Source organism: Salinibacterium sp. M195, from assembly GCF_019443965.1.
Lineage (GTDB): Bacteria > Actinomycetota > Actinomycetes > Actinomycetales > Microbacteriaceae > Rhodoglobus.
On the sequence record NZ_CP040814.1, the window covers coordinates 2,561,152 to 2,579,217 of the forward strand.

An 18,066-nucleotide genomic window follows, 5' to 3' on the forward strand; every position below is an offset into this window, starting at 1 on the left:
AGCTACTGCTCAGAGTGAAAGCGGTAGCCGAGCTGCCAGCGAGCGCTGTCGATCGTGTCCAAGATCGCGATCGTCTCGTCGAGAGAATGCACCGGCGACTCGGTGACACCCTGCGCAATAAAACTTGCGAGGGCCGTGGCCTGATAGCTGAGACCATGGTGCGCGACGATGCCGGTCTCATCAGCCCAATGAATTGACTCGCCGTTGAAGCCAGGCTTCGACAGCGTCAGTGACGTGGGCGTGAAGAATCCGTTGCCCACCTCGAGCAGTGCTTCGGTACCGGCAATGGATGCCCTGATGGGAGTACGCGCGAGCAACGTGGTGTTGATCTGGGCTTGAGCCGCGCTGGCGTAGCTCAGAGTGACGAGGGATTGGGCATCCACCCCTGTGTGAAGAAGCGAACCAACATTGTGCACGGCAGTAGGTGCGCCCAGAATCTGTGATGCGAACGCGATCGGGTAGATGCCGAGGTCGAGCAGGGCTCCTCCCCCGCTGTCGAGGGAACGCACGCGGTGCCCCTCGGGCAAGTTCTGTCCGTGATCGGCGGTGACGAGGCTGATGTCTCCGAAAGTTCCATCAGCGATTAGCTGGGTCATGATCGAGGTTTGCGGCAGGTAGCGAGTCCACATCGCTTCCATCGCGAACACTCCGGCGGCCCGGGCTGCGGCCACAATCTCGCGCGCTTCGGCACCGGTCATGGCGAACGGCTTCTCCACCAGAATGTGCTTGCCCGCGGCGATCGACTGCACCGCTAGATCGCGGTGAACGTGCTGCTGCGCGGCGATGTAGATCACGTCGACGTCGGGGTTGGCCAGCAGCTCGGCATAGTCGCCGTAGGCCTTCTCGATGCCCCAGGTGTTCGCAAAGTCTTGGGCACGGTCGAGGCTGCGGGATGCCACGGCCACGAGCTTCTGCTCAGTGTGCGCTTGCACCGCCTCTGCGAACGTCGCGGCGATTCCACCGGGAGCCATGATGCCCCAGCGCAGCGCTGGAACGGAGTCTGCTGCAGGAATGATCGGGGCCGGGAACGTGGTGGGGAACACAAGCATCCTTCTCGTTGGGGAGGACTGCGGCGGCGCAGGCCTCGACCAGTCTAGGACTCGAACAGGGGTTGGCCCATGCGCGCAGTTGGCCTCCGAAGTGGGCGCCCAGAAGAGCGATCTCCGCCTAAACGGCCCGCGGCTGGAACCGCGCCTGATAGCGTCAGCCTTTCGTGCTTGGGATTACATCTCGTGCAGCTCCTCGACCCAACCAACCGGAGAACTACCTTGATTCCTCGCCCCAAAATCCTGCCTAGCGTTACCGCTGTCGCCCTGGCGCTTGCCTTGACTGTCGCGGGCGCACTTCCGGCGACCGCCGTCACGCTCCGCGCCACCAGTTGGGGCGGCCTGTCGAACGCGTTGGCGCAACTTATGGACGGCGACACCGTCATCCTCGGCGCCGATATCGTTGCCCCGACAGCCGGGTCACTAGCGGTCGAAGCGGGAGAATCGATCACGCTTGATCTCAACGGGCATGACCTCACCATCAGTGGCGTATCTGACTCGTTCGCGGCGATCGAGGTTCCCAGCACCTCCACGCTCACCATCGTTGCCACCGGCGGCGGAACGCTCACAGTAACCGGAGGCCGGTACAGTGCGGGCATCGGCGGCAATGAAGGCAACGCTGGCGGCTCCGTCATCGTTGACAGTGGCACCATCACCGCAACCGGCGGCAGTTACGGTGCAGGCATCGGCGGCGGCCAGGAAGGCGACGGCGGCACCGTCATCGTTAACAGCGGCACAATCCTCGCAACCGGCGGCTACCACGGCGCAGGCATCGGCGGCGGAGAAAAAGGCGACGGCGGCACCACCACCAACAGCGGCACCATCACCGCAACGGGAGGCAGCAGAAGCGCAGGCATCGGCGGCGGCCTTAACGGCAACGGCGGCACCACCTCTCAGAGCGGCGGCACCATCAGCGCGATCGGAGGCTTCGCGGCCGCAGGCATCGGCGGAGGCGACGGCGGCGACGGCGACGGCGACGGCGGCGACGGCGGCGGCGACGGCGGCACCACGACCGTTAGCGGTGGCACGCTCGACGCAACCGGAGGCAGCGCCGGCGCGGGCATCGGCGGCGGCAATAAGGGCAACGGCGGCACCACCAGCAACAGCGGCACCATCACCGCAACCGCAGGCTACGGCGCCGCGGGAATCGGCGGCGGCCTTGATGGCGACGGCGGCACCACCATCCTCACCGGAGGCACCACCACTGCTACCGGCGACAGCTCAGGCGCAGGCATCGGCGGCGGCCAGGGCAGCTCCTCCTCTGGAGTGCTCGACATTCACGGCATCGGCGCACCAGGGGCAGCTGCTAATGGTGGAGACCCGAACGGTGCCCCCATCACCAATTCCACGACTCCGGCAGGGATCGGCTATACGGCCGCTACCGCCACTGTTGGCTCCGGCGGTCAGATCAGTGTCGAATTCGTGCGCATCGCGACCTTTGACGCGGCCGGCGGAACGGCAACCGACACCGCGTTTGTTGCCATCGGCGACACCCTCACCGCACCCGCCGACCCCACCCGCACCGGCTACGCCTTCGCCGGCTGGACAGTCAGCGGCGCCGCCTACGACTTCACCACCCCGGTGACCACGCCGCTGACGCTGACCGCGACGTGGACAGAAGTGCCCGCCAGCTACATCATTAGCTTCGATGCCGCTGACGGAACAACAACAGCAGACGTGTCAGTCTCCGATGGCGACACCCTTAGCGCACCCACCGACCCCACCCGCACCGGCTACACCTTCGCCGGCTGGATGGTCAGCGGCGCCGCCTACGACTTCACCACCCCGGTGACCACGCCGCTGACGCTGACCGCTACGTGGACAGAGGTGCCCGCGACCGGTGGCACCCCCACCGCTGACGTCACGCTCGCTGCTACAGGTTTTGCGTTAGCGCCCCACCTCTCCGTGGGTGCAACATTGCTCGTGGCCGGCCTCGCCCTCCTCGTACTTCGCCGACGCGTCGCTGCCCGGCAGCGATAGCACGAAGCGAGATCCCGCACTGTCGCTGGCCGCGCTCGCTTATCTGTGTGCGGGAACCTCGTCCTTCTGCTCAATGTGCGCGTGCAGGGCCTCGGCGAACGTCGTGACGATTCCACCGGGCGCCACAATGCCCCAGAGCAGTGCCGGAGCGGAGTCTGCTGCAGGAACGATCGGGGCCGGGAACGTGGCAGGAAGCACAAGCATCCTTCTCGTCGGGGAGGACTGCGGCGGCGCAGGCCTCAACCCGGCTAGGACGCTGGAAGGCGGGGCGATCGCCTACTTTGCTAGACCACTTGGGTTGCTAGCCATTGGCTACTGGCCAGTACCTCACCAGCACTTTCTAATGCGGCGCGGGATGTCGGCGACGAGCCAGAAAAGTAAGCCTTCGTGCACGCTCACAATTGACCATCGGCCTGCTATCTTCTAAATGACCACTGCGGAATGAAGGATGTTCCGAACGACTTCCCGAGGATCATTCATGCTCGCACGACCATCCATAAAGACCGCTGCGCTCGCTACCGCGCTGGCCCTCCCCTTGGCGCTCGCCGTCTCGGTCCCTGCGGCCGCTGCCACCGTCACCGTCAGCAACTGGAATGACCTCAAGGCTGCATTCGCCGTCGACGGCGACACCATCCTGCTCGGTGCCCATATCAGCGTTGACAACGGAGACTCGCTTGCGGTCGACGCGGGGGAAGCAATCACCCTCGACCTGAACGGCCACGCGCTGAGCATCACCAACGTCAACAATTCCTTCCCCGCGATCGGTGTACCAAGCACCTCGACATTCACTGTCAACGCCACCGACGGCGGAGCCCTCATCGCATCTGGCGGCAATGCGTCAGCCGGCATCGGCGGCGGCCTTTTCGCCGCCGGCGGCACCACCACCATCACCGGCGGCACCACCACCGCAACCGGCGGCGAGTACGGTGCAGGCATCGGCGGCGGCTATCAGGGCGACGGCGGCACCACCACCATCACCGGCGGCACCATCACCGCAACCGGCGGCGTCAGCGGTGCAGGCATCGGCGGCGGCTACTACGCCGCTGGCGGCACCACCACCATCAACGGCGGCACCGCAACCGCAACCGGAGGCGAGAGCGGTGCAGGCATCGGCGGCGGCTACTACGCCGCTGGCGGCACCACCACCATCAACGGCGGCACCGCAACCGCAACCGGAGGCGAGTACGGTGCAGGCATCGGCGGGGGTTACAACCGCGCCGGTGGAACCACCACCATCAACGGCGGTACCACCACCGCAACCGGCGGCGTCAGCGGTGCAGGCATCGGCGGCGGCTTCCTCGGTGTCGGCGGAACCACCACGGTCAACGGCGGCACCATCACCGCAAACGGCGGCAGCGCCAGCGCCGGCATCGGCGGCGGCGACGGTGACCCCGGTGATGGTGGCGGCGGCAGCGACGGCGGTGGCGGCGGCAGCGACGGCGGCATCACCACCATTAACGGCGGCACCATCACCGCAACCGGCGGCGTCAGCGGTGCAGGCATCGGCGGCGGTAATTTGAGCGCCAGCGGCGGCTTCACCACCATCACCGGCGGCACTACTACCGCAACCGGAGGCGCCTCCGCCGCCGGTATCGGCGGCGGCGGAGGTGGCGGCGGAAACTCTGGCGCCCTAGATATTCACGGCATCCCGAACGCTGGTGCCGCAGTCGATGGTGGAGGCCCGAAGGCATCCCTGATCACCAACACGGTCACCCCGACCGGGATCGGCTATTCGGCCGCCGCTTCCCTAGTCGGCGAAGGCGGAAAGATCATCGTCGGGTTCAATTACCTCGTCAGCTTCGACGCTGCCGGCGGTACGGGCACCCCCACTGCAACTATCGTCGCTGGCGACACGATCACCGCCCCCACCAGCCCCACCCGAGATGGGTACGAGTTTGCGGGGTGGTCAGTGAACGGCTCCATCTACAACTTCACCACCCCCGTGACCGAACCGATCACTCTGACCGCAATGTGGAACGCCGTAGTCGCGACTCCGGGAGAGCCCACGGTGGTTGCGGCATCCGCAGAACTCGCGCGCACCGGAATCGATCCGACACCCGGCCTTGGCGTCGCCGCGCTATTGCTTCTGGCCGGCTTCGCTCTCATCGGACTCCGTAGGCGCGTCAGCGCCCGCTAGGGATAACGAGCGTGCGGAGGGGCCGACCATGAGCATCTCCGCACGACACCCTTCACGGCACCTGCGCGCCACAATGTCTGTAATCGCGAGGCTGTGCGCAACAAAAGTTAGCGAACTGGCCCGGCACCCGGCATGCTTAAGCAGTGACCGACAACAGTGCGCCCGCGATCCTCTCGCTTGAGCGCCTGCGGGCGTCTCTTGCGGATGCTGGATTGACCCTCGATCTCGACGGTGTTGTAACGCAGCGCGAAGCTGCCGCAGCGGCCGTCCGCCAGATTGACGACTACATCCGGCCCCGCTTGGCTGATCTCGATGCACCGCTGCTGGCGGTGGTGGGTGGTTCCACTGGCTCGGGTAAGTCGACAATTGTGAATGCGCTTCTGGGCGTTGCGACGACTCGGGCCGGCGTCATCCGCCCCACGACACGTCAGCCAATTCTCGTGCACGCTCCCGTGGATGCGGGATGGTTCGCGAGCGACCGCATCCTTCCCGGGTTGGCGCGCGTGCGCGGCCACATCAGCGCTCCTGGAACACCCGCCTCGAGCGCCGGAGATGCGCCCGAAGAGTCACGCATCGGCGAACTCATGCTGCTCGAACACGAGAGTGTTCCCCGTTCGCTCGCGATCATCGACGCTCCGGATATCGACTCGGTGGCCGACGAAAATCGCGCCCTCGCCACACAACTTCTCGCGGCCGCCGACCTGTGGCTGTTCGTCACGACTGCCAACCGCTACGCCGACGCCGTGCCGTGGCGCCTTCTCGAAAGCGCCGCCGCCCGGTCAATTACCGTCGGTATCGTGCTCAACCGAGTGCCACCCGGCGCCGTTGACGAAGTGCTCCCCGACCTGCGCGACATGCTCGCTGAGCGGGGCCTCCCTGACGCGCCCGTGTTCACTATCGACGAGCAGCAACTCGACGAGCTCGGAATGCTCCCCGCCAGCACCGTCGACGGCCCGCGCGCCTGGCTCGAAGGAATTGCCAGCGACCGCGAAGCCCGCGCCCGCATCGCCGCCCGCACCCTGAGCGGCGCGATCAGCGACCTTGACCGACATGTGAGCCTCATTGCGGATGCTCGGCAGCAGCAGATTGACTGGCTCGACTCTGCGCACGCGGCCACCACTGCGCACTACGAGACCGCGATCAAAGCCGTCGACGAAGCCACACAGAACGGCGCACTGATGCGCGGTGAGGTTCTGGCACGGTGGCAAGATTTCGTGGGAACCTCCGACTTCTTTCGCAAAGTTGATTCGTGGTTTTCGCGTACCCGCGACAAGGCAACAGCGTGGCTCACCGGCAAGCCGAGCCCCGTAGTCGAGGTAGAAACCCAGATCGAGACCGGTTTGCAGGCTGTCATCGTTGACCAGGCCGGGCGGGCGGCCGCAGCTGCCTGGGCCGACCTCGAGCGCAGTACTCCTGGCCGCTCAATCGCGGAGCAGCATCCCTCGCTTTCGAGAGAAAGCCCTGAACTGCTGCAGGCGACGACGGCCATGATTCGTGAGTGGCAGGGCGCGCTGATGCAGCTCATCCACGACAATGCCGGCAATAAGCGCATCCGGGCCCGAGTGCTTTCGCTCGGACTCAACGTCGTCACTGTGGCCCTCATGATTGTGGTGTTTGCCTCGACCGGTGGCCTTACCGGTGGCGAAATTGCGATCGCCGGCGGGTCTGCTGTGCTCGGCCAAAAGCTGTTGGAGACCGTCTTTGGCGAGGATGCCGTGCGTCACCTTGCCAGCGAAGCGCGCCTCGATCTGCAAGAGCGGGTGCGCACGCTTTTCGATGCCGAAGTTGCGCGACTCGACCTGGCAATGGAGCCATTACGGTTCGGAGCAAACCCCGAATCACTACGACGCGAATCGCAAGTGCTGATCGCCGATGTAGCTCGCGCGGCAGGGACTAACTCGTGAGCGCCGCCAAGCCGACCCTCGATGAGCGCATTGCCGCTCTGCGAACGGTGACCGAGGCGGGAATCGGGCGCATCCCTTCTGAGCTTATGGATGACGCACGCGCGCTGTTGAAACAGGCGGAGGCGCGTCGCTCGCGCTCATCCGAACACACCGTCGTCGGCGTTTTTGGCGCAACAGGTTCGGGCAAGTCGAGTCTCGTGAACGCCCTCGTCGGCGCTGAGGTGGCTGTCGCTCATGTGCGTCGCCCGACCACTTCTCAACCCCTTGCTGCGCTCTGGGATGCCGCCGGTTCTGCCGACCTGCTCGACTGGCTTGAGATTCGCGAGCGTGTCGAGCGCTCCACTCCGATTGACCCACGCGCCAGCAAACTCGTGCTCGTTGACCTTCCCGATGTCGACTCGGTCGAGGCCGGCAATCGTGCCGTCGCCGAACGTCTCGCTGGTCAAGTGGATGCTCTGATCTGGGTTGTGGATCCACAAAAGTATGCCGACGATGTGTTGCACGCGCAGTTCATCGCGCCGCACGCTCGCCATGCTGCCGTGACCCTGGTCGTGCTCAACCAGATTGATCTTCTGAGCGCGGATGATCGTGCCGCCATCGTGAAATCGCTGCAAGCGATCGTCGAACGGGATGGTCTCCCCCGTGCCCGAGTCTTGCCGGTGAGCGCCCGCACGGGTGAGGGCGTCGATGCTTTGCGCACGGCAATTGGTGATCTTGCCGCAACGAAAGCGGTGAGGGATGCGCGGCTGAGTGCCGATGTGCAAACTCTCGCCGCCCGCATTGATGACCCCGGCACTCCGCAGAAGGCCAGTACCAAGAGCACAGCCCGACTGCGCGACGAGGTCGGCACCGCTGCAGGTGTCGACATCGTGGCATCCGCTGTTGCACGCTCGTACCGCAAACGCTCTGGGCAGGCGACGGGCTGGCCGCTCGTGTCGTGGATCGGCCGGTTGCGCGCTGACCCGCTCACCCGGCTGGGTCTTGGCCCGAAGCGTCGCGGCGATGACCCGGATGTTCACCGCACGAGCATGCCGCTGCTCAGCGCCGGCGCCCAAGCTCGGATGTCGATGGCCGTGCGCACGTTCACTGACGAAACCGTGGCGAGCGTTTCAGCTCCGTGGCGGGCTGCCGCCCGTACCACCGCGGAGCAGACTCTCGACGCTCTGCCCTCGACTCTCGATCTCGCGATCGCTCGCACGCCCTTGCCCGCGAAGGGTTCGTGGTGGTGGGTGCTGGTCGGCATCGTGCAGTGGATCGCCGTTGTTGCCGGACTGGGCGGGGCCCTGTGGTTGGTGGGTGCGGCGTTGCTGCCCACATTTGGCCTGCCCGCGTTCCCTCTCCCCGCCGTTGAGGAAGGTCCGTTGGCAGGGTGGACGATACCGACGCTGTTGCTGATTGCGGCGGTGCTGATCGGGATTCTGCTTGGTCTGATCTCGGCCGTTCTCAGCGCCTTGGCTGCCGGTGGCCGTCGCCGCCGTGCCCGCCGCCGTCTCCTCGCTGCCGTCGACGAAGTCGTGCAGCGGGATGTCGTGGCTCCCGTGGTCGCGGCGCTCGAGCAGGCGCGTGCGGTGTCGACCGCGCTGCAGATTGCGCGGCGCTAGCGCGTCAGCGTCAGCGGCGCTAGAACCCCACCTGCAGCACGAAGATGCCGGGGAAGATCGCAAACGCGATCGTGATGGGCAGGATGAGGAACACGAGCGGAAAGAGCATCGCGACCTCCTTCTTGCCGGCGAGCTCGAGCAGTTCACGCTTGGACTCTTCACGAGCATCCTGAGCCTGGGCTTGCAGCACCTCAGACAGCGGGCTACCGCGATCGAGGGCTCCCAAGATTTGGTCAACACAGCGCGAGAACGGGGCGAGTTCCAACTCGCGGGCGAGCACGCCCAGTGTCTCGCCAAAAGGAAGGCCTGTATTGACCGAAGAGACCACGCGAGCGAGCTCTCGCGACAACTCACCGCCGCCCACGTGCGAGACGCGACGGACGGCATCCAGGATTCCCTCGCCAGCCGACAGGCTGAGCGCCAAGAACTCGAGCACGACGGGCAACTCTGCAGTGAGACGACGGATGCGGTTCTTGGCTGCGCGTTGCAGCAGATAGTCACGCAGCGTGATGCCGGCAACACCGCCGACCACCACGAGCACTGCTTGGGCGGCGAATGGCACCTGTTGCCGATTCGCGACAGCGATATCGAAAGCCACGCCCACCATCGCACCGCCGAGAACGGCCAGGAGTTGCTGCGAGCGGTAGGCCTCGAGGGTGAGCTCGGAGCCAGATTGGCGGAGCCGTCGCAGGATCTGGTCGCTACCGCCGACGACCGACGCGAGCGTCTCGCGCAACCAGCGCGCGCCAGGAACGAGCAGAACTCCCAGCACCGGCAGCGGCCCGACCGAGCCTGGGGCCAAATGTTCCCGTGCACCGGCGGAGACGTCAATTACGTAAGGCGCAACTCTCGTCGCCAAGGTGGGTCGACTCAGCCGCGGAATGAGACTCAGAATCGACCACAGGCCGAGCCCGCCAGCAATTCCCGCGACAAGCGCCCAGGCCAGTGCATCACTCATGCGAACCACCGCGGTTGTTCGGGAAGGCGACCAATGCCCGCCATGATTCGATACGCAACAACAGAGAGCACCAGTCCGGCAACAATCAGGGCAGCACCGCCCGCTGAGTTATAAGCGAGTGCGGCTTCAGGCCGTGTGGTGAGCAAGAACAGCACCACCCACGGTGCGGCCAGACCGAGCCGCGCCGCATTCATCACCCAGGATTGGCGCGCTTCGATCTCCGAACGAATAGCTGCCTCCTGGCGCAAGTAGACGCTGAGACTGCGCAGAACATTTGTCAGTTCGCTGCCGCCCACTTCGCGCGACATCCGCAAGGTTTCAAGGATGCGGTCGGCAACCGGGTCGGCGAGCGCCACTTTCAGTTCGTCGACGGCTACCGAGAAGTTTCCTGTTGCCCGATAGCGCACAGCGAAGGCGACGAAAGCGGCGCGCGTTACCGCTGGCCCCGTCTGGGCGAGTGTCATGAGGCTGTCAGGAAGCGCAAGCCCCGACCGCACTGCCGACACCAACTGGTCAACGACATCGGGCCACACCACGCGAGTGGTTCGGCGACGCATGCGAGCACGCCAGCTGATCCCGAGCGTCGGCAACACGAGGGCGGCCGCGGCAGCACACAGCACGACGGCGAGTACCGATGTCAGCACAAAGGTGATGGCCGCTACAGCGAAGCTCAACGCGAGCGACACAATCACCACAACCACCGGACTAGTGGTCGGGAGCCCCGCCTGCACGAGTCGTTCGCTCAGGCGAAGTGAGAACGCCGAACGACCACGCACCCGGCGTTCGTCCGTAGCCGGCCAGAGAAAGGTCGCCGCGATCAAGACGACACCGACTGCGAGCACGATGCCCACGATCAGGCTCATGCGACAGCCTTCAACAGGTGCGAGACCGCGTCGATGCCTGTCGCGTGAAATTTGGAGAGCCGAGAGGGCACGGCACCCGTGTGGGCGAGTGTTCCGTCCACGATGCGGAAGAGCAGGCTGCTGTCGATAACCCCGTCGCTGACCTCACCGGTGAGTGACGAGATTTCGACCACGCGTCTCGTGCCGTCGGCGGTCAGTTCACAATGCACCACGACATCCACTGAACTCGCTACCGTCGGCACCACAAAACTGGAGTCGATGTTGCGGCCAGCAAGCAGCGGAAGCGTGCACAGTTTCACGAGCGCTTCGCGCGCACTGTTGGCGTGGATGCTAGACATTCCCGGCAGGCCACTATTGAGCGCAATAAGAAGGTCGAGCGATTCGGCATCACGCACTTCGCCAACGACTAGTCGTTCGGGGCGCATGCGCAACGCTTCTTTGATGAGGCGGCGCAGGCTGATTTCACCGGTGCCCTCGAGGCTGGGTTGGCGACACTGCATTCCGACGTGGTCGTGACTGGCAACGCTCAGCTCGAAAGTTTCCTCGACCGTGACGACCCGCTCGTTGGGTCGAGCCGCGGCCAGCAAGGCGTTGAGCATGGTGGTCTTACCGCTCTGCGTTGCGCCTGACACCACGATGTTCTGCCCCGACAGCACGCACAGCCGCAAATAGTCGGCCGCGTGCTGGGTGAGACTGCCGAGCTCGACAAGGCGATCAAGATCGCGGATGCTCCGGCTGAACTTGCGCACGTTCACCGCCCAGTGGCGCCGGGTGACATCAGGGATCACGACGTGCAGTCGCGAGCCATCCGGCAGTGAAGCATCAACAAAGGGAGAACTGAGATCGACGCGGCGACCCGAGGTTTGCAGCATCCTCTCGACTAGATCACGAACCTGACCATCAGTGAGGCGGATGCCGGTGAACTCAGCGACCCCGTTGCGTGCCACGAAGATCTGCTCTGGGCCGTTAATCCACAGTTCCTCAACGGTGTCATCGTCGAAGAACGGCTGGAGCGGACCGTACCCGGTCAGCGCCGCCACCACCTCGCGGGCGGCCTGAGCTTCATCTGCCAGCAACGGCACCGAGCCGCCGAGCGCACGCTCGCTGTAGCGGCGAACCTCATCACGCACATATCGCGATGCAAGTTCGCTGTCTCGCGACAGGTCAACGCCGTCACGGCGAACCCTCTGGCGAACCTGATCGGCGATGGTCGTCAGAGCGTTGGACATGCTCATAGTGTGCGGAGTGAGCGCCGTGTTGGCGGCCCGTTGTCCACAGGTGGCGCTCCGTTCTTGCGACGAACGCTCCAGAATTGGGCAGACGTCGCGCGCCGCAGTCACTGATATGATGATTACATCAATTCAGCAAGTGGGCGCGGTCTTATTCCCGCACCTACCTCGCACGCACCGATCAGGAGCACAGCAATGGTCGTTCTCGATGAGCGCAGGCCGCTCTACGAAATCAAGGCGAACCTCTTTAAGGGGCTCGCGCACCCGTACCGCATCCGGGTGCTCGAAATATTGTCGGCGGCCGACGAAGCCTCTGTCGCAGAAATGCTGACCGCGACCGGGCTCGAAGCCTCCCACCTCTCGCAACACCTCGCCGTGCTGCGCCGCTACGGCCTCGTCGTCTCCGAGCGCCGCGCCAGCGTCGTCTACTACCGTCTCGCCCACCCCCAAATTTCTGAACTCCTCCGTGTCGCGCGCGTGCTGCTCGGCGAAATCCTTGCCGATACCGACAGCCAACGCGATCTCGTTGCGGGCCTCCCGATGATTCCGGATGCCCGATGAAGCGCTCCTGGAAGACGCTCCTCCCGAGCGTCAAGGATTACCGCCTGCTGCGCACCAGCTGGCGGGGAGATCTGATCGCGGGAATCACCGTCGGAATCGTCGCCCTCCCCCTCGCCCTCGCGTTTGGCGTGAGCTCAGGAGTTGGCGCTGAAGCGGGGCTCATCACCGCGATCGTCGCCGGAATAGTTGCGGCGGTTTTCGGCGGCTCGAACGTGCAAGTTTCTGGCCCCACCGGTGCCATGGTCGTCGTGCTCGCGCCCATCGTTGTCAGCAAGGGCGTCGAAGCCGTCGCCATTGTCACCCTGCTGGCGGGCATCATCGTTGTCATTGCCGGAGTGCTGCGCCTCGGCCGCACCGTCAGCTACATTCCGTGGCCCGTGATCGAAGGCTTCACCGTCGGCATCGGCATCATCATCTTCCTGCAGCAAGTGCCCTCCGCGCTCGGCACCGAAGGCACCGAACACCCCACCAACGCCGTGCTCGCCGCGGGCGCCTTCGTCGGTGCTGCCGAGTGGCCTGCCGCCCTGCTCCCCCTCGGCGTGGCCGCCGCCGTGATCGCGATCATGCTGCTGCTCACCCGCATCAGCGGACGCCTGCCCGCCTCCTTCATCGCCATTGCGATCGTCACCATCGTTGCTCAAGCGCTGAATCTTCCGCTGGCCACCATCGGCGGACTTCCGGCGTCGTTGCCGTCACCAACCGTGCCATCATTCGACTTCGACCTGACCACGCTCATCGGCCCCGCTTTCGCTGTCGCTGCCCTCGCCGCCATCGAATCTCTGCTCTCCGCTCGCGTCGCCGCTGGCATGTCAGACACTGGGCCATACAACGCCGATCGCGAACTTGTGGGCCAGGGGTTGGCATCCGTCGCCTCCAGCTTCTTTGGCGGGATGCCGGCCACCGGCGCCATCGCCCGCACCGCCGTGAACGTGCGGTCTGGCGGTCGCACTCGCCTCTCGGCAGTCGTGCACGCCCTCGCGCTACTGACCGTCGTGTATCTCGCCGCGCAGGTCGTTGCGGTCATCCCCTTGGCAGCACTTTCTGGTGTACTCATGGCCACCGCTGCCCGCATGATGTCCCCCACCCTGATCAAGACAATGCTGCACACCGGCAAGGCCGAAGCCGCCGTGTTCGTTATCACCGGCGTGATCACCGTGAGCTTCGACCTCATCATCGCGGTCGGCATCGGAATCGCTGCCGCCGCCTTCTTCGCCCTTCGCGCGATGAGCAAAGCCAGCGGGGTTCACCGCGAAGAGCTGCCGGGCTCCCCCGAAGCTGGCGACGAACGCATCGCCCTCTTCCGCATCGACGGTTCGCTCTTCTTCGGAGCAGCAGAGCGCCTCATTGACCGCATCAACGAGCATGAAGGCCTCGAGGTCGTCATCGTTCGGCTCTCGCAGCTTCACCTCATCGACGCGACCGGTGCCCACACCCTCACCGAACTCATTACCGCTCTCGAAAAGCGCGGGGTGACCGTAATCATCAAGGGCATCCGCCCCGAACATCTGGATGTGCTGAAACGACTTGGAGTGATCAGCTCGCTTCGTCACCCCAACCATCTGTTTGCCGAACTCGAGCCTGCAATCGAGCATGCCCGCTCGCACATTCGCCGGACTGCTGCCGCCGGCTAAGGCAGACCCCGCCTGCGCAACCGTCAACGGTCACTGCGCAAACGTCACCGCTACCGGCTACCGGCTACCGGCTACCGGCTACCCGCTACCCGCTACCCGCTACCGAGAATTGCTACCGAGAATCGGCCAGCTCCGCGGAAAACGCTGAAGGGTCATCGAGCAGCGGAGCGAACACCAGTTCGCTAGCGCCAATCATCAACAGGTCGGAGCCCAGCTGGGCCGGCACAATCTGCACGGCCTCAAACGAAGGCTCTAGCGATTGAGCACGAACACGTTCGATCAAGAAGTCTGGATCTGCCGAAAAAATTGACGACAAGAAACCGCCGAGAACAATGACTTCGGGATTGAGAACGTTCACGGCATTACGCAGCGACGTGCTCAACGACAGCAGTTGGCGACGCACGAGCGCGCTCACCGCCGGGTCCGTCGAATTTTGCAGTGCAGTATCCAGAGTCTCAGCATCGACATTGGTCAGGCCCAAGGCCTGCAGAAGCGCAGCCCGGTTCACCTCGGTTTCAAGGCTGCCCTCCTCGCGAGTGCCACTCTCCGACGCACTATCGATCACGCGCACGTGGCCGAATTCTCCGGCATAGCCTGCACGCCCCACCAGAGGGCGACCGCCGCTGATGATGCCGCCACCGATACCGCTTGCGCCACCATTGAGATAGATGAGATCAGAAATTCCGCGACCGGCACCATAAATGTGCTCGGCGAATGCACCGACGCTGGCATCATTTGCCGTCCACACCGGGTACCCCGTGGCCGCAGCCAAGAGTTGGCTGACGGGTTCATCTCGCCACTCCAAGTGAGGCGCCCAGCGCACCAAACCATCTTCTACGCGAACCAGACCGGGCACCGCAACACCGACGCCAACAACCCGGCCGGCGGTCTCGTACTCGCCCTTAAGACTCTCGATGATCACACTCGAAATCTTCACAAACTCGGCCACCGTCGGCGGAGACTCCGTCTCATACCGCACCCGCTTGAGCAGAACGCCATCGAGCCCCACAACGCCGACAGTAATGGCGTCAACCTCAGGGTTGATCGCAATCGCCACGGTTCGGGCATCCGCGTTCACCATCGGTGACGGGCGCCCCACTTGGCGGGTCGGATCCGGGTTGCTCTCGTATGCCAGCCCTAAGTCTGTGAGTTCCGCGACGAGGGCCGCAATGGTCGAGCGATTCAGCCCCGTCTGTGACGTCAACTGCGAACGCAACTGCGCACCACGGTGCAGGAGCGTCAACACCCGCGACAGATTATGGCGTCGAGTGCGATCGCCGCGGCCAGCGGTGCCATTGGGCGACGGCGCAGAGCTTGGGTTCACGGGCTGATCCACTCGGTTGGCAACAATTACGTGATCTAAGACTAGCGACGTCCGGCGCGACGCTTGCTCATGACATCGAACGCCACGGCGAGGAGCAATACCAGACCCTTGATCGTCTGCTGCCAAGCGGCATCCACCGACAAGATCGACAGGCCCATGTTGAGCACGCCCATGATGAGCGCGCCAATCACGGCACCGATGACCGTACCGACACCACCGGTGACGGCAGCACCACCGATGAAGACCGCGGCGATCGCATCGAGCTCGAAGTTCTGACCCGCAGACGCCACAGCACCACCAGCGCGGGCAGTCGTCACGACGGCAGCAAGGCCCGCGAGCACACCCATGTTGACGAAGACGAAGAAGTTGATCCACGAGGTCTTCACGCCACTCATCTGAGCGGCGAAGAGGTTGCCACCAATGGCGTAGACGTGGCGACCGAAGACCGTCTGGTTGAGCACAAACGTGAACAGCAGAATGAGCACGGCCAGAATGATCAGGATGATGGGGGTACCGCGATAGGCGGAGAGTTGGAAGGTGAGCGCCACGATCGCGACAGCGGCGACGCCGACCTTGACCCAGAACGAAATACCGCGCTCAACAGGAAGATCGAGCTTGCGCTGCTTGGAGCGACTACGTAGCTGCTGAGCGACGAGCATTGCCGCAGCGAGCACACCCAACGCGATCGTGAGGATGTCGCGGCTGCCGCGACCTTCGCCGATCGTGCCGAACAGCTCTGGCAGCCACCCGCCGCCGATTGCGTTGAACTCCCCGGGAAGGGCGTTAATGGTGCCGCCGGTCAGGAACACCAGGGTGAGACCTCGGAACAACAGCATGCCCGCGAGCGTCACGATGAAGGCGGGGATGCCAACGAAAGCGACCCAGAATCCCTGCCAGGCTCCGACCGCGGCACCAAGAACGAGCGCCAAAATCACGGCGGCCCACCAGGGCAGCCCCCACTGGTTCATCGATAGCGCTGCAACCGCGCCAATCATCGCCACGACAGACCCAACCGACAGGTCGATGTGTCCCGCAATAATCACGATGACCATACCCACAGCGAGAATTAACACGTAGGCGTTCTGCTGGATGAGGTTGTTGATGTTTCCTGGCAGCAGGAGCCGGCCATCCGTCAGCACCTGGAACAGGATCACGATGACGGCTAGCGCGGCGAGGATGCCGTATTGCCGCAGATCAACGTGTACTTTAGGCAGTTTTCGAGTGGGGGTTGTGGTGCTCATCGGGTTAGTCCTTTCCCGCGGTCATCAAGTGCATGAGTCGTTCTTGGTTAGCGTCGGCGCGGTCAACTTCGCCGGTAATGGTGCCTTCAGAAATTGCATAAATGCGGTCACACAGTCCGAGCAGTTCTGGCAGCTCAGAGGAGATCACGACTACCGCCTTGCCTTGAGCGGCAAGGGCGTTGATGATTCCGTAAATCTCGTACTTGGCACCAACATCGATGCCACGGGTTGGCTCATCGAGAATCAGGATGTCTGGCCCCGAGAACATCCATTTGCTCAAGACCACCTTTTGCTGGTTGCCGCCAGAGAGGTTTCCCGAAAGCACAGAGACGTTCGGAGTCTTGATATTCATTTGGCCGCGATAGTCCTCGGCGACCTTGTTTTCGGCAAAGCGGTCAACGATTCCGAACCGCGAAATCTTTGACAGTGCTGCTGCCGAAATATTGACGGCGATACTGCCGATCAGATTGAGCCCAAAATGTTTGCGATCTTCGGTGGCATAGGCGATGCCGTGGCCGATTGCTTCGCTCACCGTCTTGACCGAAATTTCGGTGCCGTTCTTGTAGGCGGTTCCGCTGATGTGACTGCCATAGGAGCGACCAAAGATACTCATCGCCAACTCGGTGCGCCCAGCACCCATCAGCCCGGCGAAGCCAACAATCTCACCAGCGGCGACGGAGAATGCTGCATTATCGACAACTTTTCGGTTCGTGTCGACGGGATGATGCACCGTCCAGTTTTCGACTCGAAACAGCTCATTGCCAATCTGGGGCGTATGGGGCGGAAACATGCTGTCGAGGTCGCGACCGACCATCGCCCGAATAATTCTGGCTTCAGTGGCATCCTCTTCCGACATCGCGAATGTCTCGATTGTCTTGCCATCACGGATGATGGTGACTTTGTCAGCGATATTGCGGATCTCTTTGAGCTTGTGCGAAATAATGATGCACGTGATGCCCTGACCGCGAAGGCTGCGGATGAGGTCAAGCAGATGGGCGGAGTCTTCGTCGTTGAGGGCGGCAGTCGGCTCATCCAAAATCAAGAGCTTGACCTTTTTGGAGAGTGCTTTCGCGATCTCGACCAGTTGTTGCTTGCCAACACCCAGCTCGAGTACGCGTGTACTGACCTGCTCGTCGAGTCCGACCCGCGCGAGAAGCAGCGTTGCTTCACGATTGGTCTTTGCCCAGTCGACGACGCCGCGAGATGAAATCTCATTTCCCAAGAAAATGTTCTCGGCAATAGAGAGGTAGGGGCTAAGAGCGAGTTCCTGGTGAATGATCACGATGCCGTCATGCTCAGAGTCGTTGATAGACCGGTAGGCGGTTTCGTGATTCTCAAAGGTGATGCTGCCGCCATAACTGCCCACGGGATAAACCCCGCTGAGCACCTTCATGAGGGTGGATTTTCCGGCACCGTTTTCGCCGCAGATTGCGTGCACTTGCCCGCGCTCTACTTCGAGGCTCACGCCATCGAGTGCGCGGACACCGCCGCTGAAGTCTTTAGTGATCGTGTTCATGCTGAGGATCGCAGTCATGATTAGCTCCGCTCGCAGTGACTTTCGGGGGACGGCAGTTGCCGTCCCCCGATCGTC

14 protein-coding genes are annotated in these 18,066 nt (G+C 63.7%); 6 read left to right on the plus strand and 8 right to left on the minus strand.

Features of this window, described 5'->3' with window-relative positions; translation table 11 throughout:
- Window positions 1–2: 2 nt before the first annotated feature.
- Window positions 3–1,049, minus strand: coding sequence for a Gfo/Idh/MocA family protein (locus FFT87_RS12250; protein WP_219948980.1), 1,047 nt, complete (start codon window positions 1,047–1,049; stop codon window positions 3–5).
- A 219-nt stretch (window positions 1,050–1,268) separates the two neighbouring features.
- Here FFT87_RS12250 and FFT87_RS14705 point away from each other — a divergent pair, with 219 nt between their 5' ends.
- Window positions 1,269–3,026 carry an InlB B-repeat-containing protein gene (locus FFT87_RS14705; RefSeq protein ID WP_219948981.1) on the plus strand — a complete coding sequence of 586 codons (1,758 nt, stop codon included), beginning with the start codon at window positions 1,269–1,271 and terminating at the stop codon, window positions 3,024–3,026.
- Window positions 3,027–3,065: 39 nt separating this feature from the next.
- Here FFT87_RS14705 and FFT87_RS12260 read toward each other — a convergent pair whose 3' ends face one another.
- Window positions 3,066–3,224, minus strand: coding sequence for a hypothetical protein (locus tag FFT87_RS12260; protein WP_219948982.1), 159 nt, complete (start codon window positions 3,222–3,224; stop codon window positions 3,066–3,068).
- Window positions 3,225–3,504: 280 nt separating this feature from the next.
- On the opposite strand from FFT87_RS12260, the gene FFT87_RS14710 reads away from it, so the two are divergent.
- From FFT87_RS14710 to FFT87_RS12275, 3 genes are all read left to right on the plus strand, one after another.
- The gene (locus tag FFT87_RS14710; RefSeq protein WP_219948983.1) at window positions 3,505–5,163 is read left to right on the plus strand and encodes an InlB B-repeat-containing protein; all 1,659 of its coding nucleotides are present in this window, start codon (window positions 3,505–3,507) and stop codon (window positions 5,161–5,163) included.
- Between the two features lie 143 nt (window positions 5,164–5,306).
- Window positions 5,307–7,067, plus strand: coding sequence for a dynamin family protein (locus FFT87_RS12270; protein WP_219948984.1), 1,761 nt, complete (start codon window positions 5,307–5,309; stop codon window positions 7,065–7,067).
- Window positions 7,064–8,668: a GTPase gene (locus FFT87_RS12275; RefSeq protein ID WP_219948985.1), complete on the plus strand. Its 1,605-nt coding sequence runs from the start codon at window positions 7,064–7,066 to the stop codon at window positions 8,666–8,668. The genes FFT87_RS12270 and FFT87_RS12275 overlap by 4 nt, the downstream gene beginning before the upstream one ends.
- A gap of 19 nt (window positions 8,669–8,687) precedes the next feature.
- Here the strand turns inward: FFT87_RS12275 and FFT87_RS12280 are convergent, their stop codons facing one another.
- From FFT87_RS12280 to FFT87_RS12290, 3 genes are read right to left on the minus strand one after another with little or no spacing between them, the layout of a single operon-like run.
- Window positions 8,688–9,626: a type II secretion system F family protein gene (locus tag FFT87_RS12280; RefSeq protein ID WP_219948986.1), complete on the minus strand. Its 939-nt coding sequence runs from the start codon at window positions 9,624–9,626 to the stop codon at window positions 8,688–8,690.
- Window positions 9,623–10,489, minus strand: coding sequence for a type II secretion system F family protein (locus FFT87_RS12285; protein WP_219948987.1), 867 nt, complete (start codon window positions 10,487–10,489; stop codon window positions 9,623–9,625). The genes FFT87_RS12280 and FFT87_RS12285 overlap by 4 nt, the downstream gene beginning before the upstream one ends.
- Entirely contained in the window at window positions 10,486–11,718 is a 1,233-nt protein-coding gene (locus tag FFT87_RS12290; RefSeq protein ID WP_370628554.1) for a CpaF family protein, read from the minus strand. Before FFT87_RS12290 ends, FFT87_RS12285 begins: the two co-directional genes overlap by 4 nt.
- A 195-nt stretch (window positions 11,719–11,913) precedes the next feature.
- Here FFT87_RS12290 and FFT87_RS12295 point away from each other — a divergent pair, with 195 nt between their 5' ends.
- Both FFT87_RS12295 and FFT87_RS12300 read left to right on the plus strand, forming a co-directional pair.
- Window positions 11,914–12,279 (plus strand): metalloregulator ArsR/SmtB family transcription factor, encoded by a 366-nt coding sequence (locus tag FFT87_RS12295; protein WP_219948989.1) that lies wholly within the window; start codon window positions 11,914–11,916, stop codon window positions 12,277–12,279.
- The gene (locus tag FFT87_RS12300) at window positions 12,276–13,910 is read left to right on the plus strand and encodes a SulP family inorganic anion transporter (protein ID WP_219948990.1); all 1,635 of its coding nucleotides are present in this window, start codon (window positions 12,276–12,278) and stop codon (window positions 13,908–13,910) included. The genes FFT87_RS12295 and FFT87_RS12300 overlap by 4 nt, the downstream gene beginning before the upstream one ends.
- Window positions 13,911–14,022: 112 nt before the next feature.
- Here the strand turns inward: FFT87_RS12300 and FFT87_RS12305 are convergent, their stop codons facing one another.
- Genes FFT87_RS12305 through mmsA form a run of 3 tightly spaced genes read right to left on the minus strand, consistent with a single transcriptional unit; the run spans window position 14,023 to window position 18,009 of the window.
- Complete coding sequence (locus tag FFT87_RS12305; protein ID WP_219948991.1) at window positions 14,023–15,234, minus strand: ROK family protein; 1,212 nt, start codon at window positions 15,232–15,234, stop codon at window positions 14,023–14,025.
- Between the two features lie 41 nt (window positions 15,235–15,275).
- Window positions 15,276–16,475 (minus strand): multiple monosaccharide ABC transporter permease, encoded by a 1,200-nt coding sequence (gene mmsB, locus FFT87_RS12310; RefSeq protein ID WP_219948992.1) that lies wholly within the window; start codon window positions 16,473–16,475, stop codon window positions 15,276–15,278.
- Window positions 16,476–16,479: 4 nt separating this feature from the next.
- Complete coding sequence (gene mmsA / locus FFT87_RS12315) at window positions 16,480–18,009, minus strand: multiple monosaccharide ABC transporter ATP-binding protein (protein ID WP_304612867.1); 1,530 nt, start codon at window positions 18,007–18,009, stop codon at window positions 16,480–16,482.
- Between the last annotated feature and the right edge of the window lie 57 nt (window positions 18,010–18,066).